Origin of the sequence: Chitinibacter sp. ZOR0017 (assembly GCF_000799095.1) — a bacterium.
GTDB lineage: Bacteria > Pseudomonadota > Gammaproteobacteria > Burkholderiales > Chitinibacteraceae > Chitinibacter > Chitinibacter tainanensis.
On the sequence record NZ_JTLG01000007.1, the window covers coordinates 50,772 to 73,067 of the forward strand.

17 protein-coding genes and 1 pseudogene are annotated in these 22,296 nt (G+C 50.1%); 12 read left to right on the forward strand and 6 right to left on the reverse strand.

Going from position 1 to position 22,296, the window contains the following annotated elements; translation table 11 throughout:
* Window positions 1-18: 18 nt before the first annotated feature.
* From L991_RS01960 to L991_RS16810, 5 genes are all read left to right on the forward strand, one after another.
* A complete protein-coding gene (locus L991_RS01960; RefSeq protein ID WP_047391607.1) occupies window positions 19-393 on the forward strand; it encodes a hypothetical protein in 375 nt (124 codons plus the stop codon).
* A gap of 239 nt (window positions 394-632) precedes the next feature.
* A complete protein-coding gene (locus L991_RS01965; protein WP_047391609.1) occupies window positions 633-2,171 on the forward strand; it encodes a multicopper oxidase family protein in 1,539 nt (512 codons plus the stop codon).
* Between the two features lie 22 nt (window positions 2,172-2,193).
* Window positions 2,194-2,619 carry a DUF411 domain-containing protein gene (locus L991_RS01970; protein ID WP_047391612.1) on the forward strand — a complete coding sequence of 142 codons (426 nt, stop codon included), beginning with the start codon at window positions 2,194-2,196 and terminating at the stop codon, window positions 2,617-2,619.
* A 57-nt stretch (window positions 2,620-2,676) separates the two neighbouring features.
* Window positions 2,677-2,985, forward strand: coding sequence for a hypothetical protein (locus L991_RS17150; RefSeq protein ID WP_156128953.1), 309 nt, complete (start codon window positions 2,677-2,679; stop codon window positions 2,983-2,985).
* 326 nt (window positions 2,986-3,311) lie between these two features.
* The gene (locus L991_RS16810) at window positions 3,312-3,845 is read left to right on the forward strand and encodes a chloride channel protein (RefSeq protein ID WP_081986419.1); all 534 of its coding nucleotides are present in this window, start codon (window positions 3,312-3,314) and stop codon (window positions 3,843-3,845) included.
* Between the two features lie 132 nt (window positions 3,846-3,977).
* Here L991_RS16810 and L991_RS01980 read toward each other — a convergent pair whose 3' ends face one another.
* On the reverse strand, window positions 3,978-9,284 hold the full coding sequence (locus L991_RS01980) for a MupA/Atu3671 family FMN-dependent luciferase-like monooxygenase (protein WP_081986421.1): 5,307 nt from the start codon (window positions 9,282-9,284) through the stop codon (window positions 3,978-3,980).
* Window positions 9,285-9,487: 203 nt separating this feature from the next.
* On the opposite strand from L991_RS01980, the pseudogene L991_RS17970 reads away from it, so the two are divergent.
* Window positions 9,488-9,597, forward strand: a pseudogene (locus L991_RS17970) (IS3 family transposase); the annotation flags it as partial.
* Between the two features lie 26 nt (window positions 9,598-9,623).
* Here L991_RS17970 and yjjJ read toward each other — a convergent pair.
* Complete coding sequence (yjjJ, locus tag L991_RS01985) at window positions 9,624-10,928, reverse strand: type II toxin-antitoxin system HipA family toxin YjjJ (RefSeq protein ID WP_047391617.1); 1,305 nt, start codon at window positions 10,926-10,928, stop codon at window positions 9,624-9,626.
* 679 nt (window positions 10,929-11,607) lie between these two features.
* Here yjjJ and L991_RS01990 point away from each other — a divergent pair.
* Both L991_RS01990 and L991_RS01995 read left to right on the forward strand, forming a co-directional pair.
* Window positions 11,608-12,312: a Sir2 family NAD-dependent protein deacetylase gene (locus L991_RS01990; RefSeq protein WP_047391620.1), complete on the forward strand. Its 705-nt coding sequence runs from the start codon at window positions 11,608-11,610 to the stop codon at window positions 12,310-12,312.
* A 280-nt stretch (window positions 12,313-12,592) separates the two neighbouring features.
* Window positions 12,593-13,246, forward strand: a complete 654-nt coding sequence (locus L991_RS01995) for an ABC transporter substrate-binding protein (protein ID WP_047391624.1) — start codon at window positions 12,593-12,595, stop codon at window positions 13,244-13,246.
* A gap of 46 nt (window positions 13,247-13,292) precedes the next feature.
* Here L991_RS01995 and L991_RS02000 read toward each other — a convergent pair whose 3' ends face one another.
* A complete protein-coding gene (locus L991_RS02000) occupies window positions 13,293-13,910 on the reverse strand; it encodes a TetR/AcrR family transcriptional regulator (RefSeq protein WP_197053767.1) in 618 nt (205 codons plus the stop codon).
* Between the two features lie 209 nt (window positions 13,911-14,119).
* Between L991_RS02000 and L991_RS02005 the strand changes: the two genes are divergently transcribed.
* From L991_RS02005 to L991_RS02020, 4 genes are all read left to right on the forward strand, one after another.
* A complete protein-coding gene (locus L991_RS02005; RefSeq protein WP_047391630.1) occupies window positions 14,120-16,168 on the forward strand; it encodes an alkyl/aryl-sulfatase in 2,049 nt (682 codons plus the stop codon).
* Between the two features lie 104 nt (window positions 16,169-16,272).
* Window positions 16,273-17,418 (forward strand): OmpP1/FadL family transporter, encoded by a 1,146-nt coding sequence (locus tag L991_RS02010; protein WP_047391632.1) that lies wholly within the window; start codon window positions 16,273-16,275, stop codon window positions 17,416-17,418.
* A gap of 33 nt (window positions 17,419-17,451) precedes the next feature.
* Entirely contained in the window at window positions 17,452-17,724 is a 273-nt protein-coding gene (locus tag L991_RS02015) for a hypothetical protein (protein ID WP_156128954.1), read from the forward strand.
* A gap of 4 nt (window positions 17,725-17,728) precedes the next feature.
* Entirely contained in the window at window positions 17,729-18,718 is a 990-nt protein-coding gene (locus tag L991_RS02020; RefSeq protein WP_047391638.1) for a DUF4434 domain-containing protein, read from the forward strand.
* Between the two features lie 70 nt (window positions 18,719-18,788).
* Here L991_RS02020 and L991_RS02025 read toward each other — a convergent pair whose 3' ends face one another.
* The 3 genes from L991_RS02025 to L991_RS02035 form a co-directional block, all read right to left on the reverse strand.
* Window positions 18,789-20,036 (reverse strand): ABC transporter substrate-binding protein, encoded by a 1,248-nt coding sequence (locus L991_RS02025; protein ID WP_081986432.1) that lies wholly within the window; start codon window positions 20,034-20,036, stop codon window positions 18,789-18,791.
* Window positions 20,037-20,093: 57 nt separating this feature from the next.
* Entirely contained in the window at window positions 20,094-21,041 is a 948-nt protein-coding gene (locus L991_RS02030) for a carbohydrate kinase (RefSeq protein WP_231550465.1), read from the reverse strand.
* 63 nt (window positions 21,042-21,104) lie between these two features.
* Window positions 21,105-22,292: an AGE family epimerase/isomerase gene (locus L991_RS02035; RefSeq protein ID WP_047391644.1), complete on the reverse strand. Its 1,188-nt coding sequence runs from the start codon at window positions 22,290-22,292 to the stop codon at window positions 21,105-21,107.
* Window positions 22,293-22,296 lie beyond the last annotated feature (4 nt).

Here is a 22,296-nt window from a genome sequence, read left to right on the forward strand (position 1 = left end):
TTTAGAAAGGAAAAAAGCATGAAAAACGTATTACTAAGTTTAACTTTGGCTGTGGCGACCTGCTTGTCTTGGGCGGATGGCGTGATGACGCCAGCCCATGGTGGTGTGATGAGCGAGGCCAAATCGGGCACGCGCGCTGAGTTAAGTACCGCCGGCAATATGCTGATGGCCTACTTAACGAGCCATAGCAACGAAGCGATTGCGACCAAGGGCGCAGTGGCCGAGCTGACTTTGCTCAATGGCACTGAAAAGCAAGAGGTGAAATTTATGCCATCAGGCGCTAATTCATTGATGGCGCAGGGCAAGTACAAAGCCGTTGCCGGCAGCAAAGCTTTGCTGAAAGTGACTTTGCCGGGCAAAGCGACTGAGCAATTCCGCTTTGAATTGAAATAATTACCCTTGGGGTATTGTTTTGCATACTGCTGTTGTATTTGTTCGCAGAGCAATACCCATAGTAGTCCTTAAAGTAATGGCGCAAAAAGTACGATGCTTGGCTTTACTTCGGACTTAACAGATTAATCGCTGGCTGCGTCCATTGCGCAGTCTAGCTATTTTGAGCCGAATACGGCCACACAGAGGCTGTATGCAAAAGTGCGAGTGGCGCATGGCTCGTCCAGATGAAGGAGTTTGAAATGGATAGACGACAATTTTTAACTACGTCGATCGGCGCTGGTGCGCTCGGCTACTTTTCGGCGAATGCGGCGTGGGCGGCTGCTATGGATCACTCCGCACATGGCTCGATGGATCATTCCGGCCATGCTTTGGCTGGGACGGCGTCACACGGCGCTGGCGCAATGACATTAAAAACTGTACCCGATATGCCTTTGCTGCCGCTGACGAGCATAGCCGCTGGACGCGCGCATCTGGCTTTATCGAAATTGGCCAATACGGCCACCGCTGTAAATCGCTTTGAGGCGACGCTGACCGCAGCCGAGCACCAAGTTGAGCTCGTTGCAGGACAGCAAACGCCAATGTGGTTGTACAACGGCCAAGTTCCCGGGCCATTGATCGAGGCGTATGAAGGCGACGAAGTGGCGATCCGCTTTGTGAACCAGCTGACGCAAGCGTCGACGATACATTGGCATGGCCTGCCGGTGCCGCCGGAGGAAGACGGCAATCCGCAAGACGCCGTGCCAGCGGGTGCTGAGCGCGTCTATCGCTTTAAATTGCCAAAAGACAGCGCTGGCACCTACTGGTATCACCCACATCCGCACGGCGACACGCCTGAGCAGGTTTATCGCGGCTTGGCTGGGCTGTTTATTGTGCGTAGCAAAAACGATCCGCTGCGCGCGTTTGCCGAGCAGCATTTGGTGATTTCAGATTTAAAACTCGATGCACAAGCCTTGATCCCTGATAACACTACCAACGACTGGATGAATGGCCGCGAGGGGCAGTTTGTGCTGGTCAATGGCCAGCGCGAGCCCGTGGTGACGATTGCTGGTCGCCAACGCCTGCGCATCTGGAACGCGTGCAGCGCACGGTATTTGCAACTGGCGATTCCTGGGCAAAAGCTGACCTTGGTCGGTACCGACTGCGGTTTGCTCGAAAAACCGGTTGTTCACGAACAAATCTTGCTGGTGCCGGGGCAAAGGATTGAAGTGTTAGTTGGTGACGGTAAAGTGGCGCAGCTGGCGCTAAAAGCCTTGGCGTATAACCGCGAAAAAATGGGCAATGTCGAGCCCGAACTCGAGCGCGTATTGGCGCGTTTGAATTTTGTCGCAGGTGATCTACCCGCAATTCCGGCGCAGCTGCGCAAAATCAACGATTTGGGCCGCGCTACAGCGCTGAAAAAAGTGGAATTTAGCGAAACGATGAGCATGGACAACGGCGTTCACACGATGGAATTTCTGGTGAACGGCAAAGTGTACGACATGGGTCGTATCGATATGACCAGCAAACTCAATGAAGTTGAAATTTGGGAGATTTTTAATAACTCGCATATGGATCACCCTTTCCATATCCACGGCACGCAGTTTTTAGTGCTCGATGCAAAGCTGGACGGCAAACGCCAAAACGCGAAATACCGCGCGCTGCACGACACGATCAATTTGCGCCCCTATGAAACCGTGCGTATCAAAATGGTCCAGCACTATAAAGGCTTGCGCATGTTCCACTGCCACATTCTGGAGCACGAAGGGCAGGGCATGATGGCGCAATTACTTGTTAAATAAATAATCTAAAGGAATCAAAATCATGAAAATTAAATCACTATTTCTCAGTTTCTTCTTCGCTCCAATGATCGTTTTGGCTGCAGCGCCTGCGGGAACTATGTACAAAGATCCCAACTGTGGATGCTGTGGTGATCATGCCAAATATCTGCGAAATGCAGGCTTTCAAATCAAAGAGCAACCAACAGCCAATATGAGCGAAATTAAGCAGAACTATGGCACTGATAAGGCGGCGAGCTGCCACACCATTGTGATGGGGGGCTACGCCATCGAAGGTCACGTTCCTACCGCTGCTATTACCAAATTACTGAAGGAAAAACCTTCCGCAAAAGGTATTGCCGTGCCAGGGATGCCAGCCAATTCCCCGGGAATGGGTGACTATAAACCGGGAACGATTGAAGTCATGCTGATTGCCAAAGACGGCAGTGTGAAACCTTACGGTAAATTCTGAGCGTTGCAATCGTTGCGTTGAGACTGTGAACTCAACGCAACGACGAAGGAGAATAAGATGGCTGAGCCTTGGATCAAGCGAAGAAATTTGCGTATTAATTCTGCTGCCTATGAGCAAGTTAATGCCGCGTTATTTTCTTTACCAGGTCTGTTGGCTCTATCTCAACAAGATACCAAACACTGGCTTCTTGAATATGATGTACGAGCCTTGCAATTTGGTGAAATTGCCAGCGCGCTTCAGCATTTAATTCCGGCAACATGGTTTTGGCGCTGGAGTATCAGACTATATCAGTATCAGGATGAAAATAATCGTGATGCTTTAATGCATAAAGATCGGGGATGCTGCAACCGACCCCCATCTCGCTGAACTATGTTTAATTGCCTAAGATTGATCGCTAAAAGTGATTTTTGCTCCGCATACCAGGTCGATGCGGAGCTAAATAATGATCTTCATTTTCACAAAAATGGCGGATAAATCATGTCTCAAAGGCTGAAAGCCAATTTAGCGCATGATTGCGCTAGTGTATTTGCCCCTGCTCCAAGGCTTGAATCACGGAAGTTTATGCGAAGTCGATTCGTGCCCTGTATTGGTTAATGAGACATTCGATAATGATTCGAGAGTGGGATAATTGGGGCCTTCGTTGGCAGGGTAGGTCGTAATTGATTGAGTTAAGGCGTTTTTAATCTGCAGGCTTGAATCAATTTTTTGCATTCAGGTTTTCTTCTGCTGCGATCAATTTCAAGAGTGCAAAGCCATACTCATTTGTAGCCATATGTGGAGCTTTGATTGCCTGTTTGGGTGTATTTGCGCCAATTCATGGTAGTGGCGCCGAGGTAACGAAAGAGGAGATAGAAAACCAACATGCACTCCCTTGGTATTTTATGCCGATCAAATTCGTGGGTATTCTTTTGGCCTTTCTGACGGGCCTGCCTAGAGGTATATTCGCACCGTCTTTAGCACTCGGCGCCGGGGTTGGCAGTTGGTTTGCCCCCTTTTTTGCCTCGGGTATGATCGTAAAATTGATGGCAGTAGGCATGACTGCGATGTTAGCCGTGGTAACCCGGGCACCAGTTACTGCAGCTGTGATCATGATTGAAATGACGGACGGGCACTCGATGGTCATTTCTATTCTTGTCGCCACCCTAGCTAGATTCTTTAATGCAAACCTCTACCATGGACTGGCGGCAAGAGCGATCAATACCCTGTCATCAACTCATCGAGTTTGAATTGCAGTGGTACTCTGAATTTGACTCTTGATGAAGAGCGTGGAGTTCCCTTTGGCCGATGAACTGCCACTACATCAAACACAGCAGACTGCTGTTCGGCCAAAGCAGACCATCCGAGCCATCTGATGGTCTCTAATCCTTTGTGGTAGCACTACGTTGCCAAGCGTCTATCCAGATTGCAAGCTGGCTAGATTCAGTCAATATGAAGTGATGCTTTGCATCCAAACTATTCACGGATGCAGGCTTTTTCACTTCCTGCCATGCTAAGACCTGACTAGGCTCTAATAACTCATCTTTTTCACCGTAAACAAGATGCAGCGGTGCAACTAAATAAGGTTCTACTTGATATTTATACTCTTTCGCTTGAATTTCTAATTGGGCTAATATTCTAACTCGCTGCATAGGGCTATTAACCCCAAGAGCTTGCCAGTCAGATTCTGAACTCGGAGTATTGTGCGGATAGCTCAATGTAGGACTATGCTGCGCAGCAACAGCAACCCAGCTGGGTAGATTCCCCGACAACTCCAGTTTCCTAGCTAATTCAAATGCCATTAAGCCACCAAAACTCTGTCCATAGATCGAAAATGGCCTATCAATTAGCGCCATAGCTTGGTTCTGCAATCCATTGAGCAGCGAATCTAGAGTGTCGTAGTCTTGATAGCTTAGAACCCACAGCTCCCATTCTGTGGATAATGCTTGCGCTAAAGCAAAATAACAGAATGGCGATGCTCCAGCTGGCGTAAGGCAAAGCAACTTGTACTTCGCTTGGGGATTTGGAATTAAACACTTCACAGTATTCTCAAGCGGATTCACCTTAGAAGGCACGAGTTTACAAAGTGATTGAAGCCCCAATTTTATTTGTTGAGTTGATAATCCAAAGTCGACAAGACAAGCCACCTCATCCACTCCCAATTCATGCCAACGCTCCAGTTTTGCGTAACATTCTTCTGTGCTGCCTATCAATGCCTGACTTTTTCGGTAGCGCATCGCCGCGAACCTTATCAACTTCTCCCTTTCCTCTGCTCCCTGAGCATGTAATGCTTTGCTACCTTGTTGCCATAAATCTGCAGAACTATGGAGATATTCATGCAGCGCAGGTGTGACCCACTCGTTTAATTCATCAGGATTGTCGTGTACAAAACAATGAACCATCAGCGTTACTCTACCCTGCTGAGATGAGAATCCCGAATCGACCAACGATTGCCGATAGTATTTAATATTTTCGGCCAACTCGTCTTCCGTCTGGCTTAGCAACGCAGTCAGTAGATTAACGCCTAAGCTCCCTGCCTCAATAAATCCCTCTTTCCGGCGATTGCAAGTTAGCCATAACGGTGCTAACGACTGGAAAGGTTTGGGATATGTAGTCAGCGAGACGGAGTCTCCAGATGGGTTGATTAAAGTTTCAGGCTCTTGTTGCCAGAATCGTCGGAGTTGCTGAATTTGTTTACCAAGAGATTCAAAACGATTGGTGTAGGCATCTGACGAACTCAATACAAAGTCATTCTGATTCCAGCCTGCCGTAATCGCTATTCCTGCGCGACCTTTAGACAGTTGGTCAACTAAAGACCACTGTTCTGCAATACGTGCAGGATGATGCAACGGAAGTACGACGCTACCCGCCCGCAATCGGAGATTCTTAGTTACTTGGCTGAGTGCACTAGCAAGAACTGCAGGGTCTGGGAATGCAGCTCCAAACCGATGAAAGTGTCGCTCAGGTAGCCAAATTGCCTCAAACCCATGCACGTCAGCAAACTCGGCAGTTTCACGAATCAATTCGTATGGATTTTCATCACGAGTAGCTTCGCTTTGCCCAAAAAAGAATAGACTTAAGCCGAGCGAAGATTGAGAACTGGGCTCACTCAGTTCCACTGCTGAGCAGGCTTGCTCTGATACTGAATTGTTCACAGGTTCGACAGAGGAAGATTCTGGACTGTAGCTCTCGCACAGTAGTGCTGATATTTGATCAATACGTTCGACTTGCCAAAACCACTCGACTGGCAGCGATTTGTTCCAGTGTTCTTCGAAAGCCACGGAGCATTCGACTGCAATAATTGAATCTAATCCGAGGCTATTTATAGCAGTGGAACGCTCCACCTTAGTGGACGGCTTAACATTTTTCTGGAGCCAATTAATCAACCATTCTTCATAAAGTTGCTGCGCCGTATTTGAGGCACTTGCAGAGCTTTCAATTACTTCATCAGATGCATTAAAATTGCCGGTTAACTCGGCATTCGTTTGCCAAGATAGGCGAGCTTCAATGTCATTAGGCGGGGTAGCCTTTTGACTGCCGAGCGGACCAATTTGGCTGTCTAGCTGAACACTAAGTGCTAATAACTCAGTCTCCGGATAACGATCGATGGATAAGTTTGTTTTAGCAAAGGCTTGCTGCAAGCGGGATTGGATAAAAAGGGTCTCGTCTTCGTGCTGGCAGAAACTTTCTATTAGACATAAACAAACCAACTCTCCGCTAACGTAATATGTCCAATCTTGGTGAAGTGATTTCAGAGCATGCTCTTCTTTCCAAGCCCGCAGTTTTTCAAATGGAGCAATTGCTTCGAATTCCGTGAATGCTTTTTCTAATTCTTGTTCTTGTTGCCACAATCTCTGGCCTAAGTGGCTTAACAGCGTTTCAGTTGGGCCCTCGAAAATTCTGAGAAGTCGAGCATCTCGCCAGAGCTGTGGCACCAAACTATCTTCGATGTAACCACGCCCTCCTAATCCTTGCTGGAGTTGATCGATCGTTTCTCCAAGCCACTCCGGTGCAAGGCATTTTCCAATTGCATAAATATCGCTAGAGACTTCAATTTCCATATCGCGTTTTAATGCAATCCGCTGGCTGAAACGCTCTATCAAGTCAGCCTTTTTGAGTCCCTCACGTAGCCACAGCTGGATTAAACTCTGATCAATTAAGCGTCCCGAAGCAATTTGCCTCTCTTGCGCATGTCTGAGAAGTTGTTGGCAACAACGCCGTAAAGCGCCAACACATATAGCCATAATGCCAAGTCGTCCCGTATGCATTGCAGTTTCTGCAATACGGAAACCGTGCCCAACCTGACCAAGTACTTGCTCATTCGTCAATGAAACTCTGTCGAACCAAAGCGAATTTTGCACCATAGCGCGCATGCCTGTTGTCATCGCTTCTGGGCCAATGTGTACTCCCTCTTGTTCTGTATTGACTAAGAAGGCGCTCAACCCAAGGGGCTGCTGAGTAGTGCTCTCACTTTTTGCAATAACAAGCAAGGTATCTGCCCATCCGGCATTGCCAATCCAGCACTTATTACCGGACAGCATCCAACCAGTTGAGCTTGCTTTGGCGAGGCTCTTTAGCGAACGAGGATTCGCACCAGCATTCGGCTCACTTATGGCAAAAGCAGCAAGAGATTGCCCACGGGCAAGAGAGGGCAAATGCATGACCTTCTGCTGATTCGAGCCGTGACGGACAATTGGCTCTACGGCCAGAGCCAGATGTACTCCAAGCATGGCAGCTATGCTGACATCCATCGCGCCCAACTGCTGCATAACCCGCAGGGTCTGCTGTTGCGAGAGGCCCTGTCCACCATATTGGGCAGGAATATTCAGGCCAAAAAAGCCGCGCTTACCCAGTTGCAACAACAAATGCGGATCGATACTCCGACGTTCATCCATTTGTTGCGATTGCAAACGACGAAGTTGATACTCTCGCAGCCACTCAATCAAGCTTGTACTCTTGTCCGTCTCTATAACGTCGTCGGTAGCTCTTTTATTCCCTGTAGTAAATATGCTTTGCCAATGATCATTTTCCCAATATTCGCGGCATGCCAAACGCCGACGTTTGCCACTTGACGTAATGGGCAACTGACCAGGTTTAAGAAGTGCCCCCGCAGTCAATTGGATCGATAATTCATCGGAGATAATTTTGACTATCGCCTGCCAAACATCGGCTGGGTTACATTTGCGTAACTGACTTCGTTCAAGCTCAGCGACAAGAGCCAAGGATTGACCCTGTGTCTCCTCGATAGCGAAGGCAACAATTCGCTGAGAATTTATTGCTGGATGAGCCTTGCTAACGAGGTTTTCAATATCCGAGGGGTATAAATTTCTACCGCGAATGATAATCATTTCTTTCAATCGTCCGGTTACATAAAGTTCCCCTTGAGATAGAAAGCCAAGATCACCTGTACGCAGCAAAGGCGCTGAGTCATCTAGATTCAAGAATAGCTCGTCGTCCAATTCTGGCTTTTTCCAATAGCCTCGAGCATTCGAAAAACTACGGACACATATTTCACCAATTTGATTTTCAGGTAAAAAAGCACGTGTGCGCGAATCAATTATAAAAATTTCGGTATTATTGCTTGGAGAGCCGCAGCTAACCAAACGATGTTCGCTATTAGGTAGGGTAACAACCACCCCGTGCTCTAGTGCAGACTTATCTACCTCTAATGTATTTGCAACAAGCCCTTTAGGCTTAAAGCCACTAACGATAAGCGTGGTCTCAGCCATGCCATAGCAAGGTAATAATGCATTCTGTCGGAAACCGACATGAGCAAATCGGGAATAGAAGTCTAGTAGTGTGTTTGCTTGAATAGGCTCTGCTCCGCAATAAGCTTGGGCCCATTGGCTTAAATCTACCCCTATCAAGTCATCATCATTTATGCGGTCTATGCAGTACTGGTATGCAAAGTTAGGGGCTCCGCTTGTCGTTACTTGGTAACGAGTTATAACTTCAAACCATAAATTTGGCTTGCGTAAGAAGTCTTGTGCGCCAAAGAAGTATTGCTGGCATCCGACATAAATAGGACAAAGCAAATGTCCTACCAATCCCATGTCATGATAAAGCGGTAGCCAATTTGCCCCAATTGTTTCTGTGGTTAAATGAAAGCATTGTCTGATTTGCTCAAGGTTTTCCAGTAACTCACGATGATAAATAGGCACACCCTTTGGAGTACCTGTTGAACCCGAACTGTACTGAATAAATGCCAGATCCTCTTCACACCATTCATTAATAAATGAGCAAGCATCCTCACTTTGCTGGGTTAATTGTAAATCGCTGAGAACACAGAGCTCCAACTGACTTTCAGAGGAGTCACCAAGCCATTTCAGGCATTTTTCTTTGAACGCGGCATTTGTGAGCGCCAGTTGAGCTTGCGAATCACCAATAATCGCAAGCAGTCTAGCGCTTTGCTGTGATTTTGTTGGAGGGAAAACTGGTAAAGGTACTACACGAGCATAAAGACAGCCCCAGAATGCAACGACAAAATCTATACCTTGAGGAAATAAAAGAAGGCACCGCTGACCAGGTGTCAATCTCTGGCGCAACGCATGCGCGATTGCACAAGCTTGGTTATGTAGCTCCAGATATGAAAGTCGATACTGAACATCACCATCGCTATTGAGAAAGAAATAAACAGCATGATCAGATTGTTCGCGGCTCCGCTGCCACAGGTACGTCATTAAGGTCATTAAGGTGCTTCGTAAGGATGTTTTAACTGACAGAATAAATACATGTGTATTCCATCATCATATCAGATCGATATTTCTGATCGATTGTCGCGAGTCGCCAAAACTCTTTTTGCGGGTCAATCTCCATGGGGGGAGTCGACGTCCACCCCATCTTGAGTAAGGCGTGACTTTAGATTCCAATCCACCATAGCAAGGAGTTGGACATGAAGAAACGATTCACCGAAGAACTACTCATCGGCTTCCTATGGCAGAAGCCGGCATGCCCGTAGCCGAGCTGTGTCGCAAGTACATCTTCTCGGATGCTAAGCATTTCAAAGTATCGCTATTTTTGAGCCCACCCTAAGCTAGTCGCTCTATTTGGATGGCTGCAGCATCAATATGTCGACGTATTGACGCAATGCACGGCAAAAACCGTGCAGAAAAACCATCGCAATTTTGAATCGCCCTCAAAAATGCGTCTGCTAACTGCAAGGCTTCACGCCAGATTTCGTTTGGCACGGCTGTGCTTAATGTGGCTGGCGCTAAAGTATCAATGATCGAGCCACTGCTTCGCGGAGCAAAGGCCATCGGCAACATATCGTAGGCGGGTGCTAATTGGTACGTACCCCCTTCGCTGCCAATGAATGACAAGTTACCCGCATGCATGTCCGTGTTGCCGATCAAACAGCCGAAGGCCCATAGTCGAGCGGTTTCTGAAACTGCTGATGATTGGAGCAGCCCAACTGCCGCAAGCTTAGTGACTAATGTCGGCCATGGCGCGAGTGCATCGCCCACGAATTCCATATCCAGAGCACGTAGTGAACAGATACCGACTCGGCCTAGTTGGCTGGCTCGGTCAAAACGAGGCACTTCTAGAAATCGCTGCCCCCCGAAATCATAAACCTCTGTCTTGACCCCGAGTACTTCTAGCGCCAAGTGCTCAGCCAATAACAGGTCGCGCCATCGCTCACTCACTGGGTTATCGGTGGGGGCCGTGAATTTAACCAGCACGTGCCCCAGTTCACTGTAAGCACAAAATTTCGGTTGTTCGCCTCCGGCGGATGAGCCTGGGGCTTCGCCTAATGCCGCTGCCTTGGCAAGTACTGGGTAATCTTCCGCTCGGTTCACCGGCACAGGCCGTGGCATGTTAAGGAATCGATCTCGGGCCTCTGAACCGATCAGCAGGTTGCCCATGTTGTCATGCCCATGTGTTAACAGTGCCTTCAGTACTTCAGCATCATTCCAGTGTTCTGGGTTAGGCGGCAAATGAAGACCCGCAGCGTAAACCGAAGCATAAGCTCGCCCAAGAAAGCCTTGTGGTCGCATATCTACTAACCACCAAGGTAGTCCTTCGCTGTATATCGTTTTTCCTGTGACGTACTGCATCACAAAACCTTGGGGGCGTACTGGAACAAGAGTGCCTAGCTCTTCAATTTTCCCAGCAGAACTCACCCGGTAAATTGGCGTTGCAACAAGCCCTCGGAATTCATCTTTTATGGCGTATTGAATAGAAGGACCAGCGCCAATCCGAACAATTGATGCACCCAACTTAGATAGCGCACGTGACACGGTGGGCTGGCTTATTCCTGCCTTTTCAGCGAGTTGGCGTGCTGTACAAGGCCCTTGATCAAGTGCGTGCCTCAGAATTTCCGTATGAATGCTCATGGCCTGAATAGATTAATGAATAGATAAATATGCTGATGATCAGTGTAGCTGCTTAGGGGGGAGTTGTCAGGTCTCCAAGTAATTCGATTCAACGCACAACCATATATCAATCGGCAGAGCCCCCCGTTGAGTTCTGTTTACCATTTTCCGTTTTAGGTGTGGGCATGAGCCTTTCCGCAAGAGGACAGGTGCCGACTTATTGTCAAAACAGGCTCAAAAGGGATGGACGGTTCAAGGGGCACTTGCCGGTTCATAGGTTTGAGGACAACTTATCTGGTGAACTCACCAACGGTCAAAACTGCGTTTCTATTTAACATCAAAATTACCGCTTTTTTGGTTTGACTGACGTATCCGTATGGAGCGCCAAGGGGCGGATCAAGGGCGAGTTACGGTAGAAAAACTGTTGTAAAATATAGAATATTTGCCTATTATGTTGCTTGAAGAGTGTATGTAGGATTGGCCTCATAACCCGAAGGTCACAGGTTCGAGTCCTGTTCCCGCAACCAAAATGAAAAAAACCTAGGTTTCAAACCTAGGTTTTTTTTCGTCCAAAATTAGCCAGCGGCTGTTTTGCGAGGCAAGCCTACCCAATAAGCACTCCATTTCCATCGCTTCGACTCCAATGTGGATGGATCGCCATTCAGTTTAGAATGCTGTGATCAATCGATAGGGCGCGCGCATGATTTACTTCTTTACCGGTGCAGGTATGGCTGCTGATTCTGGTTTGCCAACATTTCGTGCGAGTGATGGCCTGTGGGAAAAGCATGATATCAATCTGGTCTGCAATTTCGATCGCTATCGCCTCGATGCGAGTGTCCGTCAGCTAACGCGTGAATTTTACAATGCGCGGAAACGGCAGTATGGCGATGCACAACCGCACGCTGGTTACGCGGCCATTGCACTGTTGCAGCAGAAAACACCTGTTACGGTGATCACCACCAATATTGATTTACTGCATGAAAAAGCCGGAACTCAAGACGTCATCCACCTGCATGGGCGGGTGGATCAAATGTCCTGTGCCGCCTGCCTGCATTACTGGCACATTGGCGATAAAGCATTCCAAGCCGATGATTGCCCCGCCTGCGGTAGTGGCATCACTAAACCGGGCATTGTCTTTTTTGGTGAGCCAGCCCCTCAATACGAAACCCTCTATCAAATTGCTAGTGATTTAACCGAGGATGATATTTTTGTCGTCGTTGGCACTAGTCTGAACGTGGTCGACCCGATTCAGCTAATCCGCTCGATGCAACGATTACCGCGCATCGTGATGATCGACCCCAATATTCCCGATTCTGCACGCCAATATGGCGCGGAGTGTATTCCTGCTCCAGCGCTACAGGGGGTTTGTGAATGGATAGCCTCTTTGGCGGCTAATAGAGATTGATAAAGCCTCACAGGCTAATATATTGACTGATCAAGGTGTGTGGGCGCTCTAAAGCGCGTGCACCTGACACCAGAGGTTGCGTCGCAACAGTATCAAAGGCCATCGGATCGCTCGGTTTTCTAGCACAAAGCCACGTCACAGCGACTATAGTTCACGCAAAGTAATCGGCAGGCGAAACCCCTGACTAAACATGGCGATTTGGGCTCAGAAATGGCGAGGTGGTGCGGTTCGGCGGGGGCTGAGGTGGGCCGCCTGTGTACTGCTGACGACGAGCCAGACGGTGTGGGCCGATAATTGGCCGGCGCTGACGATTTACACCGAAAATGATCCGCCCTACGTCACCCTCGATGAGCAGGGGCAGCTAGAGGGGCTCACCAAGCCGCGGCTCGAGCGCTTTTTGCAGGCGATTAGTTATTCAAGCAAAGACATTAAAGTACAGCCGTGGGTTCGAGCTTACAAAGAGGCGCTGAGCCAGCCCAATGTGCTGATTTTCCCAATCGCCAAAACCCCCGAGCGTGAGGCTAGCCTCACCTATTTATACCGGCTATATAATGCAACGGTTTATTTCTATCGCCTGACCGAACGTAGCGATATTCGCATTAATAATTTGCAGGCAGCCAAGAAATATCGTGTTTGTGCTGTGCGCGGCGATTATCGAGCCGAATTTTTGCAGCAAAAGCAGTTTGCACAGATTGATTTAGCGGCTGATTCATCACTGAATATCAAAAAGCTACTCGCTGGCCGCTGTGATCTGGCCATTCTCACCGAAATAGGGATGCGCAGCAAACTGGCGCAGCTGAATGAGAAATACGAGCGCGTGAGTATTGCTTTGCCTTTAGATGAACTCGATAGCAATTTGTATATTGCGATTAACAGCTCAACCCATCCTGATGTGATTAGGCAGCTGAAAAAACGTGCTGCAGCAATTGATTAATCATGCTTTATATTCAGGGTTGGTTGTTTTTTGTTGTTTAATTCGATTAAATCGATTGTCGAATTAAATTTTTAGCTGATTTTTGAATAAGCGCAATCAGTTGCGAATGTGAAACCCGATGTGAGTGCTGGTTACCATACAAAACGATGCATCCCTCGGTCGCGACCGCCAGTAGGGTCACTAGTTCATTGACAGCCGCAGGTGATGCCTTGGGGAAATTTTGCTGCAGTAACTGCGCTGTAAGGGCAATGCTTTGGGTGTAAAAAGTATCCATAGCGATAGCAATTTCCTCGTCATGCAGCGATAGTGACCAAAGCTCGCGAAAAAGATGCACGGTTTTTTTGTCGATTGCATCCACCATTAGCCAATTAATTAGTTCATTCAGACTGTTCTGCACATTCTTTGAGGCCAGCATTTGCTCAAACCGCTGCTGGTACTGCGCCAATAGCTCGCCAATCATCGCTTGCACTAAGCGCTGTTTGCTGGGGAAGTGGTAAGTGAGATTGCCCAGCGAGATCCCCGCACGTTCAGCCACGCGACGTGTGGTGAAGGCTGCTTGCCCTACTTCAATTAATACCGCCATGGCGGCATACAGAATTTGGCTGCGAGTATTGCTTGTGTCGCTGCTTGAGTCTGGTGTGTCCATTGTGTTTGCCGTTGTCATGTTATCTCCTTGAGCCATGGTGATCGATTCGTTTGCTTTAGATCAATTGCGAGCAGCAGTTGATCGGCAGGTGCGAAATATTTACCAATACAGAATAGGTCAATTGTCCTAGACTTGGTTGCGTAGGTCAATTGTACTAATTGGCACCCGCTGTGTAGCCAGACTATCGGGCCTCAACTCGACCGGCCCTCATCTATTGGAGAATCGATATGAATTTCAAACCACGCACTTTACTGCTGACGATGGCATTGTTGGGAATGGTGCACAACGCTGCGTTTGCGGCCGGTGCGGGTGGCAGCGCGATGACTGATCCTGCTGCGATGCAAGGTAAGCACTTTGATCCACTGGGTAAGCCGCCTTCAGAATTTACAATTGCGAAGCAGCAGGCCGCTCGCAACAGTTTGCCATTTGATGATGAGCGCGATTTTGAAGAGTCACGCAAAGGCTTTGTTGCCGCGCCCAGCTATCGCGAAATCATGGCTGATGCCGGGCATGTTGCCTGGAATATCGGCAGCTATGACTACCTGCTGCAAGGCAAAGACTTTGACAGTATTCATCCATCTTTGCAGCGTCAGGCCATTTTGAATATGGGCTACGGCCTATATGAAGTGGTACCCGGCAAGATTTATCAAGTTCGTGGTTTTGATCTGGCCAATATGACCATCATTAAAGGTGATACCGGCTGGATTTTATTTGATGTACTCACTGCCAAGGAAACTGCCAGAGCTGCGCTGGCTTTTGTGAATGAGCAGCTGGGCGAGCGCCCGGTCGTGGCCGTCGTATATTCACACTCGCATGGCGATCACTTCGGTGGCGTACATGGCGTCGTCAATGAAGATGACGTCAAAAATGGCAAGGTGAAAATTATTGCGCCAGAAGGGTTTATGGAGCATGCCGTATCTGAAAATGTATACGCCGGTAATGCGATGGCCCGCCGGATGCTTCTGGCCTACGGGACCTTATTACCCCGTAACCCGCATGGTCACGTCGATCAGGCCATTGGTAAAAATGTCGCCGCTGGTGAGTTGGGGCTGATTCCACCGACTGAAATTATCAGCAAGCATATCCAAACCATGACCGTGGATGGCGTAGAAATGGTGTTCCAGAATACGCCTGGGACTGAAGCGCCTGCCGAGATGAATACCTACTTCCCTCAGTTTAATGCTTTCTGGGCGGCGGAAAATGTGACCGGAACTGTGCACAATATTTATACCTTGCGTGGCGCACTGGTTCGTGATGCCTTGCTGTGGTCAAAAAATATTAATGAAACGCTCTATCTGTTTGGCGATAAAACCGAAGTAATGTTCTCGTCGCACAGCTGGCCGCGCTGGGGTAAAGAGCGAGTGCAGGAGGTGCTACGTACCCAGCGGGATATTTATGCCAATTTGAATAACGATGTGCTGCACCATGCCAATCAGGGGGTCACGATTAACGAGATCCATAATGTGTATAAGCCACCGGTATCGTTGCAGCAAAACTGGGCTGCTCATTCGTACCATGGGTCGGAGGAACACAATAGCCGGGCGGTGCTAAATCGCTATTTAGGTTATTGGGATGCCAACCCGGCCACGCTAGTGCCCTTATCACCGCGCGATTCTGCGCCCCTGTACGTCGAGATGATGGGCGGGAGCAAGAAAATCATGGCTAAAGCCAAATCTTTGCACAAGGCTGGCAAATATCTTGAGGCGGTTGAACTGTTGAATAAGCTGACCTTGGCCGAGCCTGCTAACAAAGCAGCCAAGCTCCTATTGGCTGATGTGTATGAGCAATTGGGCTACCAGAAGGAAAGTGTGGCGTTGCGCAATAGCTTCTTGGCTGGTGCCTATGAGTTGCGCAATGGCGTTCCGCAAGGGGCATCGGCGAGCGGTACGGGGCCCGATATGTTGCGTGCGATGTCGACTGAGCTGATGCTGGATTATCTGGCAATTACGATGGACAGTAAAAAAGCGGCAGGGATGCGCTTTAAGATCAATCTGTTCACGCCAGATAATGGCGAGCAGTATGTACTGGAAATGAGCAACTCGACGTTAACCAATATTAAAGGCTTCCAGGCTAAAGACGCTGATCTGACCATTACCGCGCCGCGTAGTGCCTTGGAGGCGGTGTATGCCCGCCAAGCCTCCTTTGATGAGCTGGTCAAGCGTGGCCAGATCAAGTTGGAAGGTAAGGTGGATGTGCTGCAACAGCTGCAAAGTACGCAGGTGAAGTTCGATCCGCGTTTTGAGATCTTGCCGGGTACCAAGGCTGCTGCGCATTGAGTTCGGACTGCATTCATTCCGCCCCGCCTGCTTTAGGTGGGGCGTTTTTCTTCCAAACAGATCGCACTCTACGAATGAAGACATTTAATATATCCAGCATTTTGATGCTGACATTGCTGCTAGGCTTGCCAGCCTATAGTCGGGCCGGAGGGCTGTATTTGTACGAACTGGGCACCGAAGATGTGGGCTTGGCCGGGGCCGGTGCCGCGGCCAGAGCCCAAGACGCCTCCGTCATGGCCGCCAATCCGGCTGGCCTGACCCTGCTGTCAGGTGAGGTGCTCACGCTGGGTGTACAGGGCTTATATGGCGATGCCCATTATCAGCTAAACCATGCGGGGCAGAATCCGGGCAATGTGATTGGATGGTTTCCTGGAGCGAGCGCTTTTTACAGCCATTCGGTGAATGAAGATCTCAAATTGGGGTTGGGCATTTATGGCAATTTTGGCCTCAAAATGGATTTCGGTGATTGGGCAGGGCAACGCGCATTACGACAAAGCACGCTGCTGGGCATGACGATTCAGCCTACCGTGGCGTATCAGTTGGATGAGCATTGGTCGCTTGGGGCTAGTGTGATGGCCAATTACGGTGTGTTTGGGCTCAGCCGGGCGAGTCTTCAGGGTGAGCGTCAGCTAGAGGACACCGACTGGAGTCACAGCATGAAGTTGGGGGTGCTCTATCAGTTCAACCCGGATAGCCGGATTGGCCTAGGCTATACCAGCCGAACGCGTTACGAATTCGATGGTAATGCCCTAGCTTCGATTAACGGGGGCGTACCGCTACGCGGCCAAATCATTGCACCACAACAGTTAATGCTCAGTGCATATCATCAGCTTAACTCCCGCTGGGCTGTGCTGGGCAATCTGGGCTGGCAGGATTGGTCTGCCTATAACGATAACCAGTTGTTTCTCGGTCAGGCAGAAGCGCCACTCACCGGCAAAATGCAAGATACTTGGCATGCCGCGCTAGGTGTGCAGTATCAACTCTCTGAAAAATTAAGGCTCAACACCGGTCTGGCCTTTGATTCGAGCTTTTATCGTGAACAGAGTAATACCTCACTGACGATGCCGGGTGGGAAAACGATCCGTGTTGGGGTAGGCGCGCAATATGCACTCAACCCAAGTACTAGCTTTGGTGCTGCGTTTGAATATGCGCACATTGCTGACTCACAGGTGCCTGGTGCGATGTTGGGCGGTGCCTACCCATCATCGTCCTTGTACTTCTTTACTCTGAATATGAATAAGCGATTTTAAGTTTTCCCCGCTAAGAGCACAGGATTTGCAGCGATGTTAGACCCTCATGCAAAAAAATACACCGAGCCAAGACAATCCCATCCGTACGGCGCGGCTCGCAAGTTGAGCAAAGCGCTGCGCAGTGCAAACCGCTTCTCTTTTTTTGTGAGTTTTTTGGCGCTTTGTCTGTTATTACGGTGTTTCACGCTCAGAGAGAAGGCCGAATACTGGGAAGACCGTGCGAAAAAAACGGAAGCAGTGAACGCCGTCATTACCGAGCGCTTACCGCAGGTATCCGAAGATGCCACGGGCTTATTTGCGAGTTAATACGATGAATAAATGGTATTTGAGTATCTTGCTTTGGGTTCACCTGTCTAGTCACGCCGCTGGGCCAGCGGCAGAAAAATTTATTTTTTATCAGCCGTGGTTATCACATCAGCAGGTGAGCGCCGCCACGTGGAATGAAATGGGGCAAGACCTGCGTGCGCAAGGCTATACCCATGTGATTTTCCAGTGGAGCCAATATGGCCAGAACCAATTCTGGGGCGCCGACAAGAGCAGTCTGCTCCAGCGGGTGGTACAAACACCTGGTCCCAAAGCCATTCAGTACATATTTGGGCTGTATCTCGGTGAGGACTATTACGCCAAGCTGGGCCAATCAGATCAGGCCTTGTCGCAGTATCTGGCGCAAAGTCGGCAATTCGCGCTTCAGAATGCGCGCAAAATCATGCAACAATCACCGCGTGCCGTGGCGGGATGGTATTTACCGGAAGAAATAGACGACCTCAATTGGCGTACTCCCGCGCGGCAAAAGCTGCTTCAAGCGCATTTTTTAGCGCTGAGCAAAGAGCTGAAAGCCATTGCGCCCAACACCCAAATTTATGCCTCGGCGTTTTTTGGTGGCCATACCCCACCGGCAGATTTTGCCAAGCAAATGAACACGCTGCTACGCACCACCGGCATGATCTTGCTGGTACAAGATGGGTTGGGAACCGGTCGGATGAATGCGCAACAAACCCAGCGTTATCTGCAGCGCTTTACTGCCCAGCTACCCAATCAGCAGTGGCATGGCATCCTGGAAACCTTTGATATTCATCGAGTCGGCAAAGAAGACTTCTTTTGCCTGACCCAAGCTAAGGATCTAGAGATACGCAAAAAGGTTTGGATCGCCGCAACCCGAAGACCTCCTCAAGCGGTATTCTCGGCCAATCAATTAGCACCCAGCCAGCTTAATCAGCTGGCGTGTGCCAAGGCGAGAAACAGCGCGAATAGTCGTCAGCATCTCCCCATTTACAAGCAAATCATTCCGCTTCAACCTTAGCTTTCAACCACATCTCGGTGGGCAATTAAAAGCGCGGTGCCAAACCGCGCTTTTGACTTACAGCTAGAGCTTATTGCTTGGCTAGGCGTTGATTCCACGCCGCGACGGCCTCATCCAGTGCTTTTTGCACTGGAATTCGACCCTGAATTGCCGCATCGATTTTATCGTTCATTAGCTTATGCATGAGTGCTTCATCGGGCACATCGCGAATCATGAAATGCCGCGATTTATCAATAGTTAGCGCCCCCATCCGGAATGCTACCTTGCCCAGATCGGTGGCATTTTTCATCGCAGGATCATTGGCTAGGCGGGCATTGGCCTGTTTGGTTGAGGCATAGGTGTTCGAGGCTTTTGAAAATTCATATTGCACCTCATCACTGGTGATGTATTGGCCTGCTTTGACCACCGCTGCCAGGTTTTTCTGTCCTTTGGGCACGACATACATCGTACTCCAGCCCCCAAATGAAGCGGTCTTCGCATCGTTGAGCGGAAAGCTAGTCACCCCTGCCGCAGCGTAGGCGCGTGGGTTGGCGTCTTTGATTTTAATGACCGCATGGCCACCTTCCGCAAACATCCCAATACTATTGTTGGCAAAGCCGGCAATTTGTTTATCGAAAGTCAGGCTGGTGTCTTTGACAATAATGCCGGCTTTATAGGCGTCGGCAAATTTCTGTACCAAGGCCGCGTGGGCCGGGCTATTAAAGACGGCTTTATTGTCTTTGACTAATGGCAGATTCTGGAACATAAACCAGGTTTGAAAACCATCCTGCAATTTGGGCGCCCAGCCCGGCTTACCCGTTTTGTCTTTGATTTTTTTGGCGGCAGCAAAGACATCATCCATGGTTTTGAATTCTGGTTTTACGCCAGCCTTGGCCAGCATGTCTTTGTTGTAAACCATGACGGCTGTAACTTGATAAGATGGAAAGCCATAAATCTCGCCATTTTTACTGGCATTTTCCAGTGCCGCATCGGTGTATTGTGCTTTAAAGGGCGCTATTTCTTTGGTGATGGGCGTTAACAGTTTTGGCGCCATTTCATTCATCCATTCGGCCGGCACCATCACGAGGCCCGGCGCCTTACCCTCGGCAATGGCGGCCACCACGGCTGGCTTCATGCCACCCCAGGATAAATCTTTATGTACTAATTTAATTTCTTTTTGTGAGGCATTAAATTTGTCGACGATATTTTTATGATACTGATCGTAAGTGCCACCCAGCGCGTGGGACCAGAATTCGACTTCCGTTGCGGCTTGCGCGTTCAAACTGATCATGGCCATGCTGCTCAGGCACAGAACGAGGGTTGTTTTTGCTGTTTTCATAATCGACTCCAATTAAATTTAAAACGTTGCAGCGTTTAAATCATGATCTCCATGTTTTTATGATGTTGCGTTTAAATCATCAGGCGAGGCCTTTGCGCTGGCCATCATCTGCGCCGCCAGTTGCCGCAGATCTGCCAGCGCCGGAGGGTGAGCCCCAGCGGCAGTGCAGGCCAAGCTCCCTGCGGCGACGGCATATGCCAGATGCTGTTGCGGTGGGGCGTCGGCTTGCTGGTACATGCTCCAGATCAGCCCGCCCATGCTGGCATCACCCGCGCCCACGGTATCGATCACGGCCAGCTTGGGTGGTTTGAGGTGCCAAGCACCGCCGTCCAGCAACAGGCTGGCACCTGCTGCACCGCGGGTGTAGAGGATGAGTGCGCTGGGATTCAGCGCCCGCAGTTGTTGCAGGGCGTCTGCCTCATCTGCCGTGCGAAACAGGCCGCGCAGGTCATCGTCCGAGACTTTGATCACATCGGCCAGCGCGCTCATTTCGTGCAACACCGGGTCGTAGTGCTGATCCATCAGTAGCCGAAAATTCGGGTCGTAACTGATGCGCGCACCCACGGCGCGCGCCTGGCGGGCCATGCTCAGTAACTTCTGCGCTAATTGCGGGCGCGCCAGACTAATGCCGCCGAAATGTAGCCAGCAGCTGGCGCTGAGCCAGCCTGCGGGGAGTGCTTCGGGGTTGAAGTGCAGATCGGCACTATTGTCGCCAACGAAGAAATACGCCGGTGGCTGGGTTTGGTGCACGATGGCCAAGAGTGGCGAGTAGGGCTGTTGCTGCATAAAGCGCAAATCCAGCCCCGCCTCTTGGCTGGCCTGCAGCAGCGCATCGCCAAAGCAATCTTGGCTTACCGCACCGGCAAAGGCACTGGGCACACCCAGCTTGGCCAGCACGCGGGCTACATTCCAAGTGGCGCCGCCGACCTTGCTTTCCCAGCTTTGCGCATCGCGCCGTAGCAGATCAGTGAGTGCCTCACCGGCGGCGATAAAGTGTGGAAACATAAATACCCCCATTGGTATTGCTTCATAAACAAGACAAATTAAGACCTTGGAAGCTATACCTACCTAAAGCACATTGAGCACTTCATAGCAGGCGCCCATCGTGTGGTAATCCACTTTGCCGGCTGGGCTTTTTTCATCGCTGTATTTGCGATTGTCGGCGGTGAGGATGCGCCACCAGCCGCCGTGCTGATGGTCAACAAAATGCTGCCAGCTATACGCCCACAGCCGCTGATAATCAGCCCAATAGGCGGGCTGGCCAGTGCGCTGGGCGAATAGGGCGGCGGCGGCGAGGCTTTCGGCCTGCACCCAGAAATATTTATCGCTATCGCAAATGCTAAAGTCGGGTGCAAAGCCGTAATACAGCCCGCCGTGCTCGGCATCCCAGGCGCGTTGCATCGCGGTGGTAAACAGTGTTTCAGCCCGCGGCAGCAGCCACGGCAAGGGGCGGTGGCGCTCCAAAATCAGCAGTAATTTGGCCCATTCGGTCAGATGGCCCGGCTGGAAACCCCAGGGCCGGAAGATATTGGTTTTATCGTCGCGGTTGTAATCCCAATCGACCGACCAATCGGCGTGGTAATGCTCCCAGATCAGGCCGCCGGCCAGGGCCGCTTGGCGGTTGCAAATGTGCTCGGCCAGTAGCTCAGCGCGATCGAGGTATTTGAGTTCGCCAGTGGCTTCAAACGCCGCCAGCATCGCTTCGCAGGCATGCATATTGGCGTTTTGCCCGCGATAGGGTTTTAGGCTCCAATCCGCGCTGGCCTCGTCGGCATACAGGCCAAACTCGGCTTGCCAGAAGCGTGTTTCCATGACTTGCCAGGTTTCTTCCAGCCAATCGCGCGCCTCGCTGACCCCGGCCATCAGGCCGTGCGCGTAGGCGAGCAAAACAAAAGCTAAGCCGTAGCAGTGATTGGTGTCGTCGTCGATCTGCGCTTGGCCGTTTTGCCATTGCAATTGCCACGCGTAGCCGCCGGTGCGCGGGTTGCGATGCGCCTCGCGCAAGAACGCCAGCCCGTGGCGCGTGGCGGCCAGATAATCCGCATCGCCAAATTGCCGATAGGCCATCGCATAGTTAAAAACAAAGCGGGTGCTGCTGACCAGATGGCGGGTGCTGGCGTCATATACCGTGCCGTCGTCGCGATAAAAATGATAAAAACCGCCGCTCGCATCGATGGCGCGCGGATGATAAAAAGCCAGTGTGTGGCGGATATGATTGATCAGCGTTGCCGGCTGTTTGAAATCAGGTAAATGCATAACA